This is a genomic window from Nocardia sp. NPDC059177, from assembly GCF_042755165.1.
In the GTDB taxonomy this organism is placed as follows: Bacteria; Actinomycetota; Actinomycetes; order Mycobacteriales; family Mycobacteriaceae; genus Nocardia.
Genome location: NZ_JBHZBX010000016.1, coordinates 82,728 through 102,584 on the forward strand (window position 1 = coordinate 82,728; position 19,857 = coordinate 102,584).

The following is a 19,857-nucleotide window of genomic DNA, read 5'->3' on the forward strand; positions in this document are numbered from 1 at the left end:
GAGGAGCAGAAATGTCGCGTTCCCTCGTCCGCACCGGCCTCGCCGCCGCCGCGATCTCCGCCGTCACCGGCCTGGCGCCCGTCGCCGGCGCCCAACCCAGCTATTACGACCCGGTCATCACGCCGTGCGGTCACCTGTTCCGCACCCCGCTGGAGGCCCCGCGCGCCGGTACCGACGTCTACTGGAGCCCCTTCGGTACCGGCGGCATCGTCTGTTACGACGACGGGACCGGCATGGAGAACTACTACCAGCGCGATCCGTGGGGCCGCTGGCACGACATGAACGAGCTCACGCCGGGCCACTTCTTCTACGTCGTCTTCGATTCCACCGTCCCCGACCAGGCCACCTGGGGCTGATCAGCCCTCCCGCAGGACGGCGGCGATCCGCGCCAGCGCGGCCGGGTCCGTCATCCGCCAGTGCGTGGTGGGGACGGCGTGGTTGTGCACGGTGCCGGTGACGGCGGTGCGCCAAGACCCGGCGGCGGTGGTGCCGGTGGGGTCGTCACCGGTGGCGGTGAAGAAGGTGATGTCTCCGTCGAAGGGCCGGGGGCGGTAGGCCGCGTCGAGGGGGATCGCGTCGAGCGCGGCGGTGAGGACACGTTCGACGCGCTCCTGGCCGAGACCCGCGAGCGGGGTGGTGCTCTCTGACAGGACTCGGGCCAGCTCGGTGACATCGCCCGCGGCGTCGAGATCGCCGATCTCCCCGGCGAATCCGCCGAGGAGATCGACGGTGCTCGCGGCGCCGGTGCGCACGGGCGCGGCACAGGTGAGCGTGCTGTCGAGCATGGCCAGCAGGGCGACCTGTTCGCCTTCGGCCTGCAACTGTACGGCCATGGCGTGCGCGAGCACCCCGCCCAGCGACCAGCCCAGCAGGTGATAGGGCCCCTCGGCCTGTACCGCGCGCAGGTGCTTGACGTAGAGCCGCGCCCACTCCTCGATCGAATCCGGCAGCGGCTCGGCCGAACTCAGCGCCGGGGACTGCAACCCGTAGAGCGGGCGGTCGGCGTCGAGGTGGGCGGCCAGGCCGCTGAACGACCAGGCGACACCGCTGATCGGGTGCACACAGAACAGTGGTTCGCGGGAACCGGTGGTGCGCAACGGCAGCAGGACCGCCAGGGCGTCGTCGGCGCCCGCACCGTCCGCGCCGGCCGCGCGCAGGGCGGCGAGCAGACCCGCTGGGGTCGGCGTGGTGAAGATCCAGGTGACCGGGATCGTCGCGCCCAGTGCCTCGCCGAGCTGGGCGGCGAGCCGGGTGGCGCCGAGGGAGGTGCCGCCCAGCTCGAAGAAGTGGTCGTCGAGGCCGACCCGGTCCGTGTGCAGCACCTCGGCGAAGATCTCGCACACCGTCTGCTCGATCGACGATTCCGGAGCGCGATAGGCCCGGGTGGTGAGTTCGGGTGTGGGGAGTGCGGCCCGGTCGAGTTTGCCGTGTGGTGTCAACGGGACACTGTCGAGCACCACGACCGTGGCCGGCACCATGTGCGTGGGCAGGGACCGCGCGGCCCACTCGAGCAGCTCGTCGCCGGCGACCCGGCGGCCCTGTGCCGCAACCACATACGACACGAGGACGGTGTCGCCTGCCGGGTTCTGCCGCCCGATCGTGACGGTCGACCCGATATCGGCGTGCGTGGCGAGCACCGCGTCGATCTCCCCGGGTTCGATCCGGAATCCGCGGATCTCGAGCTGGAAGTCGGTGCGGCCGCGATAGTCGAGCTCGCCGCCTGCGGTCCACACCGCCAGATCACCGGTGCGGTACAGGCGGGTGCCCGCACGGAACGGATTGGCCACGAACCGCTCGGCCGTCAGATCGGGACGACCCAGGTATCCGGTGGCGAGCTGGGCGCCGGCGAGATACACCTCGCCCGGCACGCCCGCGGGCACCGGCCGCAGCCAGGCATCGAGCACATAGACCTGGCTGTTCCACACCGGCGCGCCGATCGGCACCGATCCGGTGTCGGCGGCGCCGACCCGGTGACTGGTGATGGAGACGGCCGCTTCGGTCGGCCCGTACACATTGAACAGCGCGAGATCCGGTGCGGCGGCTGCGATTCGGTGTGCCAGCGCGGCGGGCAGGGCCTCGCCGATCGCGAGCACCCGGCGCAGCGTGCGCGGCACGGTGACGGTGAGCAGTGCGTCGAGCATCGAGGGCACCGCGTGCAGGGTGGTCACCTCTTCGCGCCGCATCAGCTCGGCGAGGTAGGCCGGGTCGCGGTGCCCGCCGGGTGCGGCGAGCACCAGCCGCGCACCGCAGGCGGCGGCCGACCAGTACTCCCACACCGACAGGTCGAAGGTTGCCGCCGTCTTCACCAGCACCGAATCGCTCGCGGTGAGCCCGAATTCGCTGGTCTTCCAGCGCAATTGGTTGACGATGGCGGCGTGTGAGACGGCCACACCCTTCGGGCGGCCGGTCGAGCCCGACGTGAAGATCACATAGGCGGTGTTCGCCGCCCGCAGCGGCGCGCGACGTTCCCGATCGGTGAGCGGGGCACTGTCGTAGCCCGACAGATCGAGCCGGTCGACGGTGCGGACCGTGCTGCCCGCCGCCGAGAATCCGGTCGCCGAATCGGTGAGGACGAGTGCGGGCGCGGCCGTGTCGAGAATGTAGCGCGTGCGCACGGCCGGCTGATCCGGATCGATCGGCACGTACGCGCCACCGGCGGCGCTCACCGCGTACATCGCCACCACGAGGTCGGCCGAGCGCCGCAGCGCCAGCGCGACCCGGGTCTCCGGTCCGACACCGGCTACCATCAGGTACCGCGCCAGCCGGTTCACCCGCGCGTCCAGTTCGGCGAAGGTCCAGCGGGTGTCGCCGTCGACCAGTGCCACGGAATTCGCGGCCGTGGACACGGTGGTGCCCAGCAGCGAGACCAGGGTTTCCTTCGGATCGGTCTGGCGCGCAGTGCGATTCCAGGTATCGAGCACGCGGACCCGCTCGGCGGGGGCGAGCAGGTCGATGGTGTGCAGCGGCGCACCGGGCTGGGCCACCACGGCCGCCACGAACCGGCCGAGCCGGTCCAGGAACCCGCGCACGGTCGCCGCGTCGAACAGGTCGGTGGCGTAGGTGCAGTAGCCGCCGATGCCTGCGGGCACGCCGTCGGGGGTGTAGCGGTCGGCGAGGATCAGGTGCAGATCGAACTGGGACAGTGCGCGATCCAGCTCGACCGAGGTGACATCGATGCCGGGCAGGTCCATGCGGACCTCAGCGAGGTTCTGGAAGGACAGCCCCACCTGGAACAGCGGATGCCGTGCGGTGGAGCGCGCCGGGTCGAGTACCTCGACGAGACGTTCGAAGGGCACATCGGCATGGGCGAAGGCTTGCAGGTCGAGGTCGCGCTGGCGGGTCAGCTGTGCGGCGAAGCTCGCCGCGCCGTCGACCCGGGTGCGGAAGACCAGGGTGTTGACGAACATGCCGATCAGGTCGTCGAGCACGGCGTCACCGCGGCCCGCGACGGGTGTGCCGATGGCGATGTCGTCGGTGCCGGACAACCCGGCCAGGACCACCGCCAGGGCGGTGTGCACGGCCATGAACAGGGTCGCGCCGTGGGTGCGGGACAGTTCGACGAGCGCGGCGTGGGTGGCGGTGTCGATGGTGAACGGCACCCGCCCACCGGCATAGGACTGGGTCGCCGGGCGCGGGCGGTCCCTGGGCAGCTCGAGCTGATCGGGCAGCCCGGCCAGGGCGGTGCGCCAGTAGGCGATCTGTTCGGCGCCGAGCGCGGCGGGATCGCTGTCGGTGCCCAGTAGCGTCCGCTGCCAGAGCGCGTAGTCGGCGTACTGGACGGATAGGGGTGCCCAGCGGGGCGGATTACCCTGTGCGCGTGCGGTATAGGCGGTGACCAGGTCGCGGGTCAGCGGTGCGCCGGAGAAGCCGTCACCGGCGATGTGATGGACGGTCATGGCCAGCACGTATTCGGTGGGTCCGGTGGTGAACAGCGTGGCCCGCAACGGTACTTCGGCCGTCACGTCGAAGGTGGCCGACACCAGTTCCGCCACGGAGGCTGTCACGTCGTCGGCGGTACCCAGGTGCAAGCGGGGCACGTCGGGGTGGTCGCTGGGGAGCACGAGCTGGGTGGGGGTGTGGTCGACGGCGGGATACACCGTCCGCAGGATCTCGTGCCGGGCCACCACATCGGCGAAGGCCTGCCGCATGGCCTCGGTGTCGACCGGGCCGGACAGCCGCAGCACGACCGGGATGTTGTAGGCGGCGGTGCGGGTGTCGAAGCGGTTGAGAAACCACATGCGCTGCTGGGCGGGGGACAGCGGAAGGTGTTCCGGTCGCGGCAGTGCCGTGAGAGCGGGGCGACGGCCCGCGTGCGTCAGCCGGGCGATCTCGCGGGCGCATTCGGCGACGGTGGGGGCGGCGAACAGCACCCGCACCGGCACCCGGACGTCCACGGCGGCGCTGAGCCGGGCGGTCACCCGGGTGGCCAGCAGCGAGTTGCCGCCGCGTTCGAAGAAGTTGTCGTCGGCGCCGACGCGATCGACGCCGAGCAGCTCGGCGAAGACCTCGGCGACCATCCGTTCCGGCCCGGCCGCCGGCTCCCGGTAGGGGCGCGCCGCGAAAACCGGTGCGGGCAGCGCCTTCCGGTCGACCTTGCCCGCCGCCGACAGCGGCACCCGATCGAGCACGACCACCGCCGCGGGCACCAGATGCCCCGGCAGCATCGACGCCGACCACCGCGCCACCGCGCCCGGATCGATATCGCGCCCCAGCACATACGACACCAGCGCGGTCTCCCCGGCCGGATTCTGGGCCCCGACGGTGAGCGCGAAGCCGACCTGCGGGTGCCGCAGCAGGACCGCATCGACCTCGCCCGGCTCGATCCGGAAACCGCGGATCTTGATCTGGAAGTCGCCGCGCCCGAGATATTCCAGCTCGTGCCCGGCACCGGCGGGCACCCAGCGGACCAGGTCACCGGTGCGATACATCCGTTCGCCCGGTCCGGCCCACGGACTGGCGACGAACCGGCCCGCGGTGGCCGCGCCGCGCCCGCGATAGCCGCGGGCGAGCGCGGGACCGGCCAGATACAGCTCACCGGTGACACCCACCGGCACCGGATGCAGGCGCGCGTCGAGCACGACCGCGCGCACGCCAGGCACCGGCCGGCCGATGGTGACCCGCGCGCCGGCCCGCAGCGTCGCGTAGGTGGCGCCGATCGTCGCCTCGGTCGGCCCGTAGCCGTTGAGGAAGCGGCGGCCGGGCTGCCAGTCGGCCAGCAGTTCGGCGGTGGTCGCCTCGCCACCGGCGGACACACAGGCCAGCTCCGGCAGGGCCGCGGGGTCCAGGGTGCTCAGCAGGGCGGGGGTGATGATCGTGTGGGTCACCAGTTCGGCGCGCAGCAGCTCGTCGAGTTCGGCGCCGCCGACGGTGTCGGCCGGCGCGATCACGAGGGTGGCGCCGCGGTGGAAGGCGGTGGTGATCTCCTCGATCGACTGGTCGAAGCTGGGGGAGCACACGTGCAGCATCCGGTGGTCGTGCCGCAGCCCGAGCAGGGTCGCCGAGTGTTCGACGAGGGCGCCGAGCCCGGCGTGGGTGACTGTGACGCCCTTGGGCAGGCCGGTGGAGCCGGAGGTGTAGATGAGGTAGGCCGCGTGTTCGCGTCGCAGGGGCGTGCGGCGGTCCCGGTCCCGCACCGGTGTCGCCGACGCCGCGGCGATGCGTGCCGCCACGGCGGGATCGTCGACGACCAGCCAGCGCACGGCATCGGTGAGGCCGGCGGCCCGGTCGGTGACGGTGAGCCCGAGGGTGGCGCCCGAGTCGTCGAGCATGTGCCGGATCCGGTCTGCTGGGTAGTTCGGATCGACCGGCAGGTACACGCCGCCGGCCTTCGCGATCGCCCACAGCGCCAGGATCGACTGGTAGGAACGCGGGATCGCCGAGGCGACAACGGTTTCCGGGCCGACACCCGCCGCGATCAGGAAACGGGCCAGGCGGGTGGAATCCGCGTCGAGGGTGCCGTAGGTGTAGGTGCGGCCGTGGTCGCGCACCGCGACGCGATGCTGTCCGTAGCCGGTGCCGCGCACGAGCAGCTCGGGCAGGGTACTCGCCGAGCGCAGGGCCGGTCCGTCGCCGATCGTGAGGAGGGTCGCGTGTTCGTCGCGGGTGGTCAGCGGCAGATCGCCGACAGGAGTGTCGGGGCGCTGGGCGATCGCGGTCAGCAGCCGGACCAGACGGCGGCCGAATGACGCGGCGGCATCGTCGTCGAGAAGTGTGTGCGCATAGGACAATTCGATCGACAGCGCGGCGTCGGACACCGCCACCGCGAGATCGGCGCCCGCGTCCGGGGCGTCCTGGAAGTTCAGCGAGATCTGCCCGAGGGCATGCTCGTGGCCGAGGCCGAGCAGCACGGCGAGTTCGCCGAGGGCGACTGCGCCGTGCGCGAGGCTGCGCGCCTCGGCGCGATGGGCGCCGGGCAGCAGGTCGGTGAATCGAGCGGCAGGGTCGATCTCGGTGCGTACCACCACGAACCGTCCGCCGGACCCGTCCGCCGTGGTGACCACGATGTCGTCGGTCCCGGTGAGGCGCGCTAGCAGCACCGCCAGCGCCGAGCGGACCAGCGCGGTCCAGGTGACGCCAGCGGTATCGGCAAGCGCGTGCAGATCCCGGCGCACGGCGGGCGGCAACGACGACATGACCCGGCCGCGTGAATCAGCCTGCACGCCGGGCACGCTCGGGTCATCGGGTCCGGTCGAGTTGGCGGGTGCGCTTGGGTCGGCGGGTCCGCCCGGGTCGGCGGGTCCGGTCGGGTCGGCGGGTCCGGTCTGGTCGACGGGTTCGGATTGGGTCGCCGCGTGGCTGTTCGGCAGGGTGAGGCGCGCGGGCAGCCCCGCCAGGGTCGCCCGCCAGAAGCGGGAGCGGGTCAGCGGATCGGTCGGTGCGGCGCCGAGCTGGTGGGCGAGCTCGGCGGCGGCGGTGTCCGGGGTGGTGACCAGGGCGTCGAGCGCGGTGCGGAACCGGTCGGTCACCGCCTGCGCGGTGGCATCGGCGACCAGATCGCGCCGGTATTTGATCTGTACCTGGGTGCGCGCGCCGAGGAACACCAGGATGGTCAGCGGATAGTGGGTGTGGTCGGCGCCGCGGAGGTCGTCGATGCGCAGCCCGTCGAGCGCACCGCCCGCCCGCTGGAGTCCTTCGACATCGACGGGGTAGGACTCGAACGCGAGCATGGTGTCGAAGAGTTCACCGCGACCGGCCACCCGCTGGATGGCTCCGAGCCCGAGATGATGGTGATCCAGCAGTGCGGCCTGCTCGGCCTGGACCGCGCGGACCAGTTCGCCGGCGGTGCCCGCGATGCGCACCCGCACCGGGACCGCGTCCACGAACAGGCCGATCATGTCGCCGACACCGTCGAGCTGCGGCGGCCGGCCCGACACCGTCGCCCCGAACACGATATCGGCGGCGCCGGTGCTCGCGCCGACGACCAGGCCCCACGCAGTCTGGAACAGCGTGTTCGCGGTGACCTCGGCCGCGGCGGCGCGGGCGGTCAGCGCGGCGGTGCGGTCGGGGTCGAGCACGAACTCGCACAGGCCGTAGCCGGTGCCGGTCGCCGCCGGCCAGGTCAGCTCGGGTGCCAGCACGGTCGGGCGGACCTCGGTGAGCACAGCCGACCACGCCTGCTCCGCGACCGCGCGGTCCTGGCGGGTGAGCCACTCCAGGTAGTCGCGGTAGGGCCGCACCGGCGGCAGCGGTGCCGCGTCGCCGTGCGTCGCGTAGAGAACCAGGAGTTCCTTCATCAGCAGCGGCATGGACCAGCCGTCGAGCAGGATGTGATGCCCGGTGAGAACCAGGTGGTGCCGCCCGGATCCGGTGCTGTACACCGTGAATCGCAGCAGCGGCGCGATTTCCGGGTCGAATCCGGTCCGCTGATCGGCGGCCAGCAGACCGGGCAGCTCGCTCACCTCGACACCGTCGACGACGTGGAATGGCGCGTCGACACCCTCGGCGACGACCTGCACCGGTGTCCCGTCGAGGGTGGTGACGAAGGCCGAGCGCAGGTTCGCGTGCCGGGCCAGGACGGTGCGGGCGGCGCCGCGCAACCGGTCGATGTCCAGGTCTCCGGTGAGGTCGGCGACCAGCTGGATGACGTAGGCGTGCACCGACTCGTCGAGCAGTTCGCCCAGTGCCAGCAGCGAATGTTGCAGCGGGGACAGCGGCAGTACATCGCTCAGGCCGGGGTAGCGGGTGTGCCAGATGTCGAGGTCGGCCTGCGTCACCGGGACCAGGGGCACATCAGCGGGGGTGAGACCACTGGTCGGCGACTGCCGGGTGTGTTCGGCGAGGGCGCCGAGGGTAGCGCACCAGCTTTCGGCCAGTTCGCGCACTGCGGGTTCGTCGAGAATGCCGGTGGCGTAACGGAACTCGGCTTGCAGGCGCAGACCGGTCGCGGTGGTGACGGCGATGGCGGTGATGTCGAGGACGGCGTTGGCGGGCAGGGTGGGGTCGTAGTCGACGGTGATGTCGCCGAGGTCGCCGGTCGGCAGCCAGGCGTCGTCGGCGGGCTGGGTCCCGGTGGTCGCGCGGCCGAGGTAGTTGAAGCCGATCTGGCCGAGGTCGCCCGCGCGCAGGTCGTCGGCGGCGGGCGAATGCTGCCGGAGCAGGCCGAATCCGATGCCGTTGCCAGGCACCGCGCGCAGCTGTTCCTTGACCGCGCGCACCGCGGTACCGAGCGAATCCGCCTGCACCGCAGTGAGATCGAGGACAACCGGATGGATGCTGGTGAACCAGCCGACGGTCCGGGTCAGGTCGGCGCCCGGGACGGCGGCCTCGTCGCGCCCGTGGCTTTCGACCCGGATCCGCAGCGTGTCGGCGTCGACGCCGCGGCGGGCCCGCCAGGTCCGGACGGCCAGGGCGAGCGCGGCCAGCAGTGCGTGGTCGGCGCCCGCCCGGTACTGCGCGGGCAGCGTTGTCAGCACCGATTCGGTGACCTCGACCGGCAACCGCACGGTCACCGACCGCATGCTCGCCTCGGTGTCGACGGCGGCGTCCAGGCCGCGGTCGCCGAGCAGCGGATCGGGAGCGGCCAGCACCTGACGCCAGTATGCGAGTTCGCCGTCGCGATCCGCCTCGGTCAGGCCGTGCGCCCAACGGCGGAAGGAGGTGCCGACCGGGGGCAGCGCGATCGGCTGCCCGGCACTGTGCTGGGTCCAGGCCAGGACCAGGTCGGGCAGCAGGATCCGCCAGGACACGCCGTCGATGGCGTAGTGGTGCGCGGCGACCGCGAGCACGTCGCGGGCACCCGGCCTGCGGATCCAGGTCGCGGCGAGCATGCGCCCGGCGGCGGGGTCCAGTGCGGCGAGCGCGGAATCCAGTGCGGCGCTGCCGATTCGGGTGAGGTCGGCGCCGTCGGCAGCATCCAGTTCGATGACCAGGGCGTCGACAGTATCGGGTGCGAGGACCTCGAATCGCCAGCCGGTGCCGTCGTGGCGGAGCCGGGAGCGCAGCATGTCGTGGCGGCGCACGACGGCGTCGAGGGTGGCGAGCAGGCCTGCTCGGTCGATGTCGTCGGGCAGGGCCAGCACCATGGTCTGGGCGAACCGGTCGCTGGAACCGGTGGCGAGGAATTCGGCCAGCACCGGGGTCAGGGTGATCTCGCCGATGCCGCCGCCGGGCAGTTCGGCGAGCGTGGTGACAGCCGATCCGGTAGCGATCGCGGCCAGCTTCGCCACCGTGCGGTGCTCGAACACCGCACGGGTGGTGAAGACCAGTCCGGCTGTCCGGGCGCGGGAGACCAGCTGGATCGACAGGATACTGTCGCCGCCGAGGGCGAAGAACGAATCGTCCACGCCGACCGCGTCCACCCCGAGCACCTGCGCGAACAGTGCCGCGAGGACAGTTTCCCGCTCGTCGCGGGGTGCGCGGCCGGGGGCGGGCGCGGTGACCGGCTCCGGCAGCGCGGCGCGGTCGAGCTTGCCGTTGCTGGTCAGCGGGAACGCGTCGAGCAGCACGATCGCCGAGGGCACCAGATGCGCGGGCAGACGCTGCGCGGTGTAGTCGGTGAGAACGGCGGGATCAGGCGAATGATCCGATGCGGCAACGACATACGAGACCAGCGTCATCGACCCGGCGGTGGTCGTGCGGCCGAGGGTGACCACCGACCCGACATCGGCGTGACCGGCGAGCACGGCATCGACCTCACCCGGTTCGATCCGGAAGCCACGCACCTTGAGCTGAGTGTCCACGCGGCCGACGTACTCCAGGTCTCCGGTCGCGCCCATGCGCACCAGATCGCCGGTGCGGTACAGGCGGGTGCCGGGCTCGCCGAACGGGTCGGCGACGAAACGGGCCGCGGTCGTGGCGGGCTGACCGTGATAGCCGCGCGCCAGCGCCGGACCCGCCAGGTACAGCTCACCGGTGACCCCCGGCGGCACCGGGTGCAGGCGCGCGTCCAGGATCAGTGCGTGCGTACCCCGCACCGGGGCGCCGATCGTGATCGGCTGTCCCGCAGTGATTTCCGCGTACGAGGAGATGATCGTGGTCTCGGTCGGGCCGTAGCCGTTGAGGTAGCGGCGACCCGGCTGCCAGGTCGCGAGCAGTTCCGGGGTGGTCACGTCGCCACCGACCGACACCACCGCCACGGACGCGAGGCCCGCCGGGTCGAGGGTGCCGAGGACGGCCGGGGTGATGATCGCGTGGGTGACCGCTTCGCCGGCCATGACCTCGGCCAGTTCGACGCCGCCGACGATGTCGGCGGGTACGACCACCAGCGTCGCCCCACTCGCGAAGGCGCACAGCCATTCGAGGACCGACGGGTCGAAACTCGGCGCACAGATGTGCAGGAAACGGTGCTGCGCGGTGAGCGCGTAACGGTCGGTCGCCTCGGCCACCAGGCTGCTCAGACCCGCGTGCGTCACGGTGACGCCCTTGGGCAGGCCGGTCGAGCCCGAGGTGTAGATGAGGTAGGCCGGATGCTGTGCCCGCAGGGGTGTGTGGCGGTCGGCGTCGGTCACCGGAGTGCCCGGGTGCGCGGCGCACGCCGTGGCGAAGGCGGGGTCGTCGAGGGCTGACCAGGCGATGTCCCCGGGGAGTCCGGAGAGGTGTTCCGAGGTCGTGATCCCCAGTGCCGCACCGGAATCCGCTATCAAGTGCCCGATACGCTGCGCGGGATACTTCGGGTCCAGGGGCACATACACGCCACCGGCCTTGGCGATCGCCAGCGCGGTGATCACCAGTTCGGCCGACCTCGGCAGCGCCACCGCGACCGCCACTTCGGGACCGACACCGCGGGCGATCAGCGCACGGGCCAATCGCGAACTCCGCGCGTCGATTTCGCCGTAGCTGATCGAGTGACCCTGGTACCGGACAGCGACCCTGTCCTCGCCCAGCGCCACACCACGCGCGAGGAACTCGGGCAGCAGCACGGGATCGGGAATGCCGCCGGGAGCTCGCGCGGTCATCGCCGCCAGTTCGGCCGTGCTGAGAAGGGGCAGGTCACCGACCGCCACCTGCGGCTGCTCGCTCATTGTCGCCAGCAGACGCACCAGCCGTTCCGTGAACACCTTCACCGTGGATGTGTCGAACAGCGCACTGGCGTAAGCGAATTCGACAGCGACTCCGGCCGGGGCCGTTCGCAGGGTCAGCGCCAGGTCGCAGTCCGTACCCGGACTCCGCTCGACGGCACTCGCCAGATCGCCGGCTGATGCTGCCGCCGAGGCGAGTTCGCGGTGTTCCGCCAGCAGCATGACGCGCACCGGGGGATTCGGTGTATCGGCGGGGAGCAGGGCGGCCAGTTCGGCGGGGGAGAGGAGCTGGTGGGTGAACGCGCGGTGGGTGACCTGGCCGGCGTCGGCGAGCAGCTCGTCGACGGGGCGGGCGGCGGGCACGTGCAGCCGCAGAACCAGGGTGCGTCCGGTGGCGGGGGCGACGGTGCCGAGGGCGATGTCCTCGGTGCCCGACAGGCGGGCGAGCAGGGTCGCGAAGGCGGCGTGGACGACGGTGAAGACCGTCCCGGCTTCGGCGGTCGCCCGCAATGCCTGCTGGAGGGTGGCGGGGAGCTCGACGGTGAGGTGGCTGTCGGTGGTCACCGGAGTGCGGGGACGGGGCCGGTCGGTGGGGAGGGGGAGGTCGGTGGGGAGGTCGGTGAAGACGGTGCGCCAGTGGGTGATTCGGGCGATCGGGTCGTCGATCAGTGCCAGGGTGTCGAGCAGCTCGGCGGCCGTGTGGTCGGGGGTTTCGGCGAAGGCGTCGAGGATGGTCCGTAGTCGCGTGGTGAGGGCGTGGGCGATGGTGGGGTCGATGGTGTCGAGGCGGTATTGCAGCCCGATCCGGATGCCGTCACCCACCTCGATGCCGACCGCCACCGGATAGTGGGTGGCATTGGCGGCGGTGACGTCGACGATCTCGAGGCCGTCGATCGAGCTGTGCGCGCGACGCAGACCCTCGGTGTCGACCGGGTAGGACTCATAGGCGAGCAGCGTGTCGAACAGTTCGCCCGCGCCGGCCGCGCGCTGGATCTCGGCCAGCCCCAGGTGATGTCCGCCCAGGAGCGCGACCTGCTCGGACTGCACCCGAGCCAGCAGCGCCCGCAGCGAAACTTTCGCGGCCGAACGCACCCGCACGGGAATGGTGTTCGCGAACAGACCGACCATGGCGTCGACGCCGTCGAGCTGCGGCGGGCGACCCGAGACGACCGCGCCGAACACCACATCGTCGCGGCCGGCCGCACCGGCCAGGACTAGGCCCCACGCCGCCTGGAACAGCGTGTTCACCGTGACGTCGTGGGCGGCGGCGCAGGCGCTGAGGACCTCGGCCTCGGCCGGGGTGAGCTCGAGCGCGCACGTCGCATAGCCGTCCGCCGGGGTCGTGGGCGGGGTGAGCGCCGCGGCGAGCAGGGTCGGGGTGTGCCCGGCCAGTGCCGTCGACCACGCCGTAGTCGCGGCGGTCCGGTCCTGGCCGTCGAGCCAGGCGAGATAGTCACGGTAGGGGCGGACCCGGGGCAGTGGTGCGGGGGCGCCGTCGGCGGCATAGCCGACGAGCAGTTCCCGCATGAGCAACGGCATGGACCAGCCGTCCACCAGCAGGTGATGGGCGGTCAGCAGCAGGTGGATGCCGCCGGAAGCGTTGCGGTACACCGTGAATCGCAGCAGCGGTGCCATCGACAGGTCGAAACCGGTCAGGGCCTCGGCGGCGAGCAGGGCGGCGGCGTCGGTCTCGGCGGTGTCCACGACGCGCCACGGCACGGTGACACCGGTGGTGACGAATCCGACCGGTGTCCCCGTCGCGGTCGTCCCGAACGCGGTGCGCAGGATGGCATGCCGGTCGAGCACGGTCTGCGCCGCGCGTCGCAGCCGATCGGTGTCCACCGCACCACCCAGCTCGACCGCGAGCTGGACCAGATACGGGTCTGCTGGCGACATCTGCGCCAGGAAGAGCAATCCGAGCTGCAACGGCGCGGGCGGCAGCACTTCCTGAAGGCCGGGCCGGGCACCGTGCCAGGTGTCGAGTTCGGCCTGGGTCACGCGCACCAGCGGCACATCCGCGGGCGTCAGGCCACCCGCCGCCGGGTCGTCGAGATGTTCGGCGAGCACGCGCAGCGCCTCGGTCCAGCACTCGGCCAGCTCCCGGACCGATGCCTCGTCGATGATCCGCGCGGCATAGGAGAACGAGGCCCGCAACCGGGTGCCGTCCGCAGCAGCGGTGGCCAGCGCGTTGATGTCGACCACGGCGGCCGCGGGCAGCGCCGGATCCTGTGCGGCGGTGGGCTCACCCCAGTCGGCCGTGGGCAGCCAGCTGTGGTCGCTGCCCGGCACGGTGTCGGCCGAGATCCGGCCCAGGTAGTTGAACCCGATCTGGCCGATCTGGCCGTCGAGCGCACCGGCGGTCGCGGGGTCGAGGTGGCGCAGCATGCCGAAGCCGATGCCTTTGTCCGGTACTGCGCGCAGCTGTTCCTTGATCGCCTTGACCACCGCGGCGGTGGCGGCGCCACCGTGCCACGCGGCCTCGGTATCGATCCCGTCCAGTGCGAGCGCGACCGGGTACATGCTGGTGAACCAGCCGACAGTGCGGGTCAGATCGGCGCCGCCGACGGCGGATTCCTCGCGGCCGTGGCCTTCCAGGCGCACCCGGGTCGCGGCCGCCTCGATCCCGCGACGGGCCCGCCAGGTGCGCACGGCCAGCGCCAGCGCCGCGAGCAGACCGTCCTCGGCGCCCGCGCGGTAGCGCGCGGGCAGCTCGGTCAGGACCGCGCGGGTGATCGCGGCGGGTACCTCGACGCTGACGGTGCGCACGGTGGCGGCGGTGTCGACCGCGGCGTCGAGGGGGCGGGTACCGAGCAGTGGGTCCGGCACGCTCGATGTCCGCCGCCAGTAGTCGAGTTCGGTGCGGCGATCGGCGGCCGCGTCGGTCAGGCCGTGCGCCCACCGGCGGAACGACGTGCCGACCGGTGCCAGCACGATCGGCTGCCCGGCCGCGTACTGCGCCCACGCCGTCACCAGATCCGGCAGCAGGATGCGCCACGACACACCGTCGACGACCGCGTGATTGGCCGCGACGACGAGCCCGTCCGGCCCGTCCGCGCGCGCGAGCCAGCCGAACGCGATCATCCGCGCGGACTGCGGATCGAGGGTCTCGAGCACCGAATCCATGGCCGCCGTGGCGAACTCGCCCAGCCCGGCGGAGTCCAGGCCCGCCGGGACCGCGATGTGGGTGAGCAGGTGCTCGACCTCGACCGTGCCGGGTGGGCGGGTGTGCAGCTGCCAGCGTCCCTCGGCGCGGCGCAGGCTCGCGCGCAGCATGTCGTGCCGGTCGACGACGGCGGTGAGCGTAGCGATCAGGCCCGCCCGGTCGATCCCGGCGGGCAGCGCGAGGACCATCTGCTGACTGAACCGGCCGAAGAACCGGTCACCGGCCACCGCCCCGGCCAGCACCGGCGTCAGCGGGATCTCGCCCACCCCGCCGCCGGGCAGTTCCGTCAAGGTCGGCGCCGCCTCGGCGCCGAGCACCGCGACCCGCGCCAGCCCGGCGACCGTGCGATGCTCGAACACCTGCTGCGGGGTGAACGAGATCCCCGCCGCCCTGGCCTGGGTCACCAGCTGGATGGACAGAATGCTGTCCCCGCCGGCGGCGAAGAACGAGTCATCGGCGCCGATCTCGTCGACACCCAGGATCCGGGTGAACAGCTCCGCGATCCGGGACTCGACCGGTCCTTCGGGCGCGCGTGAGCCCGCCGCGCCGAAAACCGGTGCGGGCAGCGCTTTCCGGTCCAGTTTGCCGTTCGGGGTGAGCGGGATCTCGTCGAGTACGAGCACGATCGTGGGCACCATGTGCCCGGGCAGGGTGGTACCGGCGAAGCGGATCAGTTCCTCGGTGTCCACCGCGCGGCCCTCGCGCGCGAGCACATACGACACCAGCACCGTCGCGCCCGAATCCGCCGTCACGCCCAGGGTGACGGCGTAGTCCAGATCGGGATGCGCGGTCAGGGCGGCGTCGATCTCGCCGAGTTCGACGCGGAAGCCACGGATCTTCACCTGGAAGTCCGAGCGGCCCAGATACTCCAGCTCGCCGTCGCCGGTGCGGCGCACCACGTCACCGGTCCGGTACATCCGCGCGCCCGCCGCCCCGGCGAAGGGCGCGGCGACGAACCGCTCGGCGGTCAGTCCCGGCCTGCCCAGATAGCTCTGTGCCAGCGCGGGCCCGGACAGGTACAGCTCACCCGCTACCCCGGCGGGCACGGGCCGCAACCGCGCGTCCAGGACCACCGCGCCGACGCCGGTGAACGCCGAGCCGATGGTGATCGGCAGGCCCGGCAGCAGTGCGGTGCTCCCGGTGGCCAGCACGGTCGCCTCGGTCGGGCCGTAGCCGTTGAAGAAGGCCCGCGCGCCGACCGCCCAGCGCTCGACCAGCGCCGGGCCGAACGCGTCACCCGCGACGACCACCACCCGCAGCGAATCCAGCTCCCGGGGATCCACCGATTCCAGCGCCGCCGGGGTGATCAGCATGTGGGTCACCCGCTCGCGGCGCACCAGCGCGGCGAGCTCGGGCCCACCGAACACCGACGGCGGCGACACCACCAGCGTGGCGCCGGCCTGGAACGCGAGCAGCAGCTCGAGCACCGAGACGTCGAAGTTGGGCGAGCACACGTGCAGCACCCGGTCACCCGCGCCGACTCCGTACCGGTCCCGCGCGGCGGTGACCAGCGCGCCCAGACCGGTGTGGGTGACCACGACACCCTTGGGCCTGCCGGTCGACCCCGAGGTGTAGATGACATAGGCCGGGTGCTGTTCGGTCAGCGCGCGGACACGATCCAGATAGGAGACCGGATGCGCGGGGCGCGCCGCGATCCGGTCACGGTCGGGCGCGGCGTCGACGGTCAGCCACGCGACGGACTCGCCCAGCATCGCCCGGTGCGCCGCGCAGGTGAGCCCGAGCACCGCGCCGGAATCGGCGAGCAGGTAGGCGATGCGTTCCGGCGGCAGACCCGGGTCGACCGGGACATAGGCGGCACCGGTCTTCGCCACGGCCCACACCGCCGCCACCGACTCGATCGACCGGGTGAAACCCAGGGCGATGACGTCGCCGGGACCGAGGCCGCGCTCGATGAGTTCCCTGGCCAGCCGCGACGAGTACTCGTCGAGTTCGGTGTAGGTGAGTTCCCGCCGTTCGCCGTGCGCGGGGGAGTAGCACAGCGCGACCCTCGCGCCCGCGGTGTCGACCGCCGCGGTCAGCAGCTGGGGGAAGAGCGGGGTGCTCGACTTGCGGGGGCCTCGACCGCGCGACGCACGACGAACTTCACTCATCGGGGTAGAACATCCTTCGGGGCAACCGGGCCGCGGCACGCCGCGACCCACGAACCCGGGCCGGATTCGGCGACCATGAGACCACAGGTCGGGGCCCACGGACCACACGACCGGTCTGTTCTGCGGCACCCGGTGCCAGCTGAAGCCGAAATTTGTGCAGATGGCACGATAACCCCGACGGTTTTTGTGCAACGGACGGAGCGGGCGCGATGGCGGGCTACGGATCCCTCGTCTGGGTGGGGCAGGCGCTCGGACCACTCACCGGCGCCATCACCGACGAGCTGATCCGGGTCACCGAGGAGTTGATCTCGGTCCGCGACCTGGCCTTCGACCTGGCCGAGCTGCGCGCCGCCAGCATCGCCGAGAACGTGACCCTGGTCCAGTACGTGCTCGCGAACAATATCGACCCGGCGACCGTCACACCGCCGGCCGCCGCGGCCGCCTACGCGCAGCGCCTGGCACGGCGCGGAGTGCCACTGACCGTGCTGCTGCGCGCCTACGGGCTGGGGCAGTACCGGTTGCTGGATGCCGCGATCGGGGTGGTCCTCGCCGTCCCCGGCCGGGACCAGGCCGCCCGCGTGGCCGAACTCCTCGAATTCGCCGGCACCTATCTGGATCGCCTCAACTCGTCCATGGGCCGGATCTACGAGGCCGAACGCGATCGCTGGCTCAGCAGCAGGCAGGCCGCCCGGCAGCAATGGATCGCCCGGCTGCTCGACAGCGACGAGGTCGACGTCGGCACCGCCGAGGCGGCCCTGGGCTACCGCTTGGACCAGCGGCATCTGGCCGCCGAGGTGTGGGCCGCGCCGAGCACCGCGGTCGCCGAGGCCGTGCGCGCGCTCGAACAGGCGCGCGAGGTGCTCTCGGCCGAGCTGGGCGCGGGCGGTGCCGAACTGGTCTCGGCGACCGGAGCCCGCGATCTGCGCCTGTGGTTGCCCGTCGACCGGTCCCGGCCCGCCGACCGGCTCGCCGCCGCGCTCACCGCCGCCGAGCTGCCGGTCCGCGTGGCGCTGGGCCCGCTCGGCGACGGCGTGCCCGGCTTCCGCCGCTCGGCCCGTGGCGCGGCCAGAGCGAAGGCTCTGTCGGTCTCCGCGGGTGCCGGCGCCCCGCAGGTCGTCGACTTCGACGCGGTCGCTCCCTTCGCCCTGCTCACCGACGAGCCCGGCGAGCTCGCCGGTGTCGTCCACCGTGTGCTCGGCCCCCTGGCCCGCGACACCACCAAGATGGCGCTGCTGCGCCACACCCTGGATGTCTTCCTCGCCGCGAGCAGCAGTTACTCGCGCACCGCCCGTCTGCTCGACGTCCACCGCAATACCGTCCAGTACCGCATCCAGCAGATCACCGGCCACTACGGTGTCCCCGTCGACACCGACACCTTCGATCTCCGCTTCGCCCTCGGCGTCTGCCGCTGGCACCCGCACGTCCTGGCCACCACGATCTGAACCCGGCCGGTTTGTGCGTGACGCACAGTCACGCCTTTTCCGTGCTCGCCCTTGGTATTCGGAGGTATTCGGATATTCCGGACACCAAACCAAGCGCTTGCTACGCTCGCGCGATGATCCCCACGATCGTCTGGGGCACCGGCAATGTTGGCCGCGCGGCCATCAGAGCCGTGGCTGCCCATCCCGCACTGGAACTGGCCGGGGTACTGGTCAACAACCCCGAGAAAGTCGGCCGCGACGCGGGCCTGCTCGCCGGGCTCGACGAGGAACTGGGGGTGGCCGCCTCCGACGACATCGCCGCGGCACTGGCCGCCCGCCCGGGCGCGGTGGTCTACGCGGCCTCCGGCGAGATCCGCCCCGACGACGCGCTCGCCGACATCGTGCGGGCGATCCGGGCCGGGGCGGTCGTCGTCAGCCCGGCGCTCTACGCGCTCTACGATCCGCGCAACGCGCCCGCCGAGATGCGGGATCCGGTGCTGGCCGCGATCGCCGAGGGCGGCGGTTCGCTGTTCGTCTCCGGCGTCGATCCCGGCTGGGGCAACGATGTGCTGCCGCTGTTGATCAGCGGGGTCGCCGGGACCATCGATGTGGTGCGCTGCCAGGAGATCTTCGACTACTGCACCTACGACCAGCCCGACTCGGTGCGCTATCTCGTCGGCATGGGCCAGCCGATGGACTACCAGCCGCCGATGCTGCTGCCGTCGGTGCCGTCCATGGTGTGGGGCGGCCAGATCCGGCTGATGGCCAGGGCTTTGGGCGTCGAACTCGACGAGATCCGCGAGACCGTGGACCGGCGTGCACTCGATGCGACCGTGCAGACCGTGCAGATGGGCGAATTCGCGGCGGGTACCCAGGGTGCGGTGCGTTTCGAGGTGCAGGGCATCGTCGAAGGCGAACCCCGCATCGTCATCGAGCACGTCACCCGCATCCACGCCAGTTGCGCACCGGACTGGCCGATGCCGCCCGACGGCGACGGCGCGCACCGGGTGATCATCGAGGGCAGGCCGCGCATCGCGATCAGTATCGAAGCCGACGACGAGGGCGGCAATCGCGCGGCGGGCGGAAACGCCACGGCGGTGGGGCGATTGGTCAATGCGATCGACTGGCTGGTCGAGGCCGAACCCGGGCTCTACGACGCACTCGATGTGCCGCTGCGGGCCGCGGACGGCAAACTCGGAAGGAAGACTGCATGATCATCGACGTACCCCAGGGCAAGGACCCGATCGGCTACGTGTGGGGCGAGATGGTGCCCGGCATCGGCGTGGCCGCGGCGGCGTTCTCGCTGTCGGTCTACGAACACTCCACCCTCGGCCTGCGCGAATTCGAAGCGGCCCGGTTGCGGATCGCCCAGATCAACGGGTGCCTGTTCTGCCAGGACTGGCGCACCGAACGCGACGGCGTGAAAGTAGAACCGGAATTCGCCGACGCGGTGACGAACTGGCGCACCACCGACCTGTTCGACGAGCGGGCCCGGTTGGCCGCCGAGTACGCCGAGCGCTACGCCACCGACCACCACGGCCTCGACGACGAGTTCTGGACCAGGATGTTCGAGCACTACACCCAGCCCGAAGTGGTCGAACTGAGCATGAGCATCGGCTCCTGGCTCGCCTTTGGGCGGCTGAACCGGGTGCTCGGCCTCGACACCGCGTGCGTGCTGCCGGGACACTGACCGCGCTAGGCTGCGG

Annotated in this window: 5 protein-coding genes; 4 read left to right on the plus strand and 1 reads right to left on the minus strand. The window is 71.9% G+C overall.

Annotated elements, in window-relative coordinates; all coding sequences use genetic code 11:
• Positions 1 to 11: 11 nt before the first annotated feature.
• On the plus strand, positions 12 to 356 hold the full coding sequence (locus ACFXK0_RS20470) for a hypothetical protein (protein WP_379412097.1): 345 nt from the start codon (positions 12 to 14) through the stop codon (positions 354 to 356).
• Here the strand turns inward: ACFXK0_RS20470 and ACFXK0_RS20475 are convergent, their stop codons facing one another.
• Positions 357 to 16,730, minus strand: a complete 16,374-nt coding sequence (locus tag ACFXK0_RS20475) for an amino acid adenylation domain-containing protein (RefSeq protein WP_379412098.1) — start codon at positions 16,728 to 16,730, stop codon at positions 357 to 359.
• Between the two features lie 209 nt (positions 16,731 to 16,939).
• On the opposite strand from ACFXK0_RS20475, the gene ACFXK0_RS20480 reads away from it, so the two are divergent.
• The 3 genes from ACFXK0_RS20480 (at position 16,940) to ACFXK0_RS20490 (ending at position 19,841) form a co-directional block, all read left to right on the plus strand.
• Complete coding sequence (locus tag ACFXK0_RS20480) at positions 16,940 to 18,172, plus strand: PucR family transcriptional regulator (RefSeq protein ID WP_379412099.1); 1,233 nt, start codon at positions 16,940 to 16,942, stop codon at positions 18,170 to 18,172.
• A 113-nt stretch (positions 18,173 to 18,285) separates the two neighbouring features.
• A complete protein-coding gene (locus tag ACFXK0_RS20485) occupies positions 18,286 to 19,365 on the plus strand; it encodes a dihydrodipicolinate reductase (protein ID WP_379412100.1) in 1,080 nt (359 codons plus the stop codon).
• Complete coding sequence (locus ACFXK0_RS20490) at positions 19,362 to 19,841, plus strand: carboxymuconolactone decarboxylase family protein (RefSeq protein ID WP_379412101.1); 480 nt, start codon at positions 19,362 to 19,364, stop codon at positions 19,839 to 19,841. Before ACFXK0_RS20485 ends, ACFXK0_RS20490 begins: the two co-directional genes overlap by 4 nt.
• The last annotated feature ends 16 nt before the right edge of the window (positions 19,842 to 19,857 follow it).

What these genes read in the sequence shown, in the direction of transcription:
- ACFXK0_RS20470 (WP_379412097.1), top strand. Translation starts at nt 12, where the DNA reads ATGTCGCGTTCCCTCGTCCGCACCGGCCTCGCCGCCGCCGCGATCTCC.
- ACFXK0_RS20475 (WP_379412098.1), bottom strand. Translation starts at nt 16,730, where the DNA reads ATGAGTGAAGTTCGTCGTGCGTCGCGCGGTCGAGGCCCCCGCAAGTCG.
- ACFXK0_RS20480 (WP_379412099.1), top strand. Translation starts at nt 16,940, where the DNA reads ATGGCGGGCTACGGATCCCTCGTCTGGGTGGGGCAGGCGCTCGGACCA.
- ACFXK0_RS20485 (WP_379412100.1), top strand. Translation starts at nt 18,286, where the DNA reads ATGATCCCCACGATCGTCTGGGGCACCGGCAATGTTGGCCGCGCGGCC.
- ACFXK0_RS20490 (WP_379412101.1), top strand. Translation starts at nt 19,362, where the DNA reads ATGATCATCGACGTACCCCAGGGCAAGGACCCGATCGGCTACGTGTGG.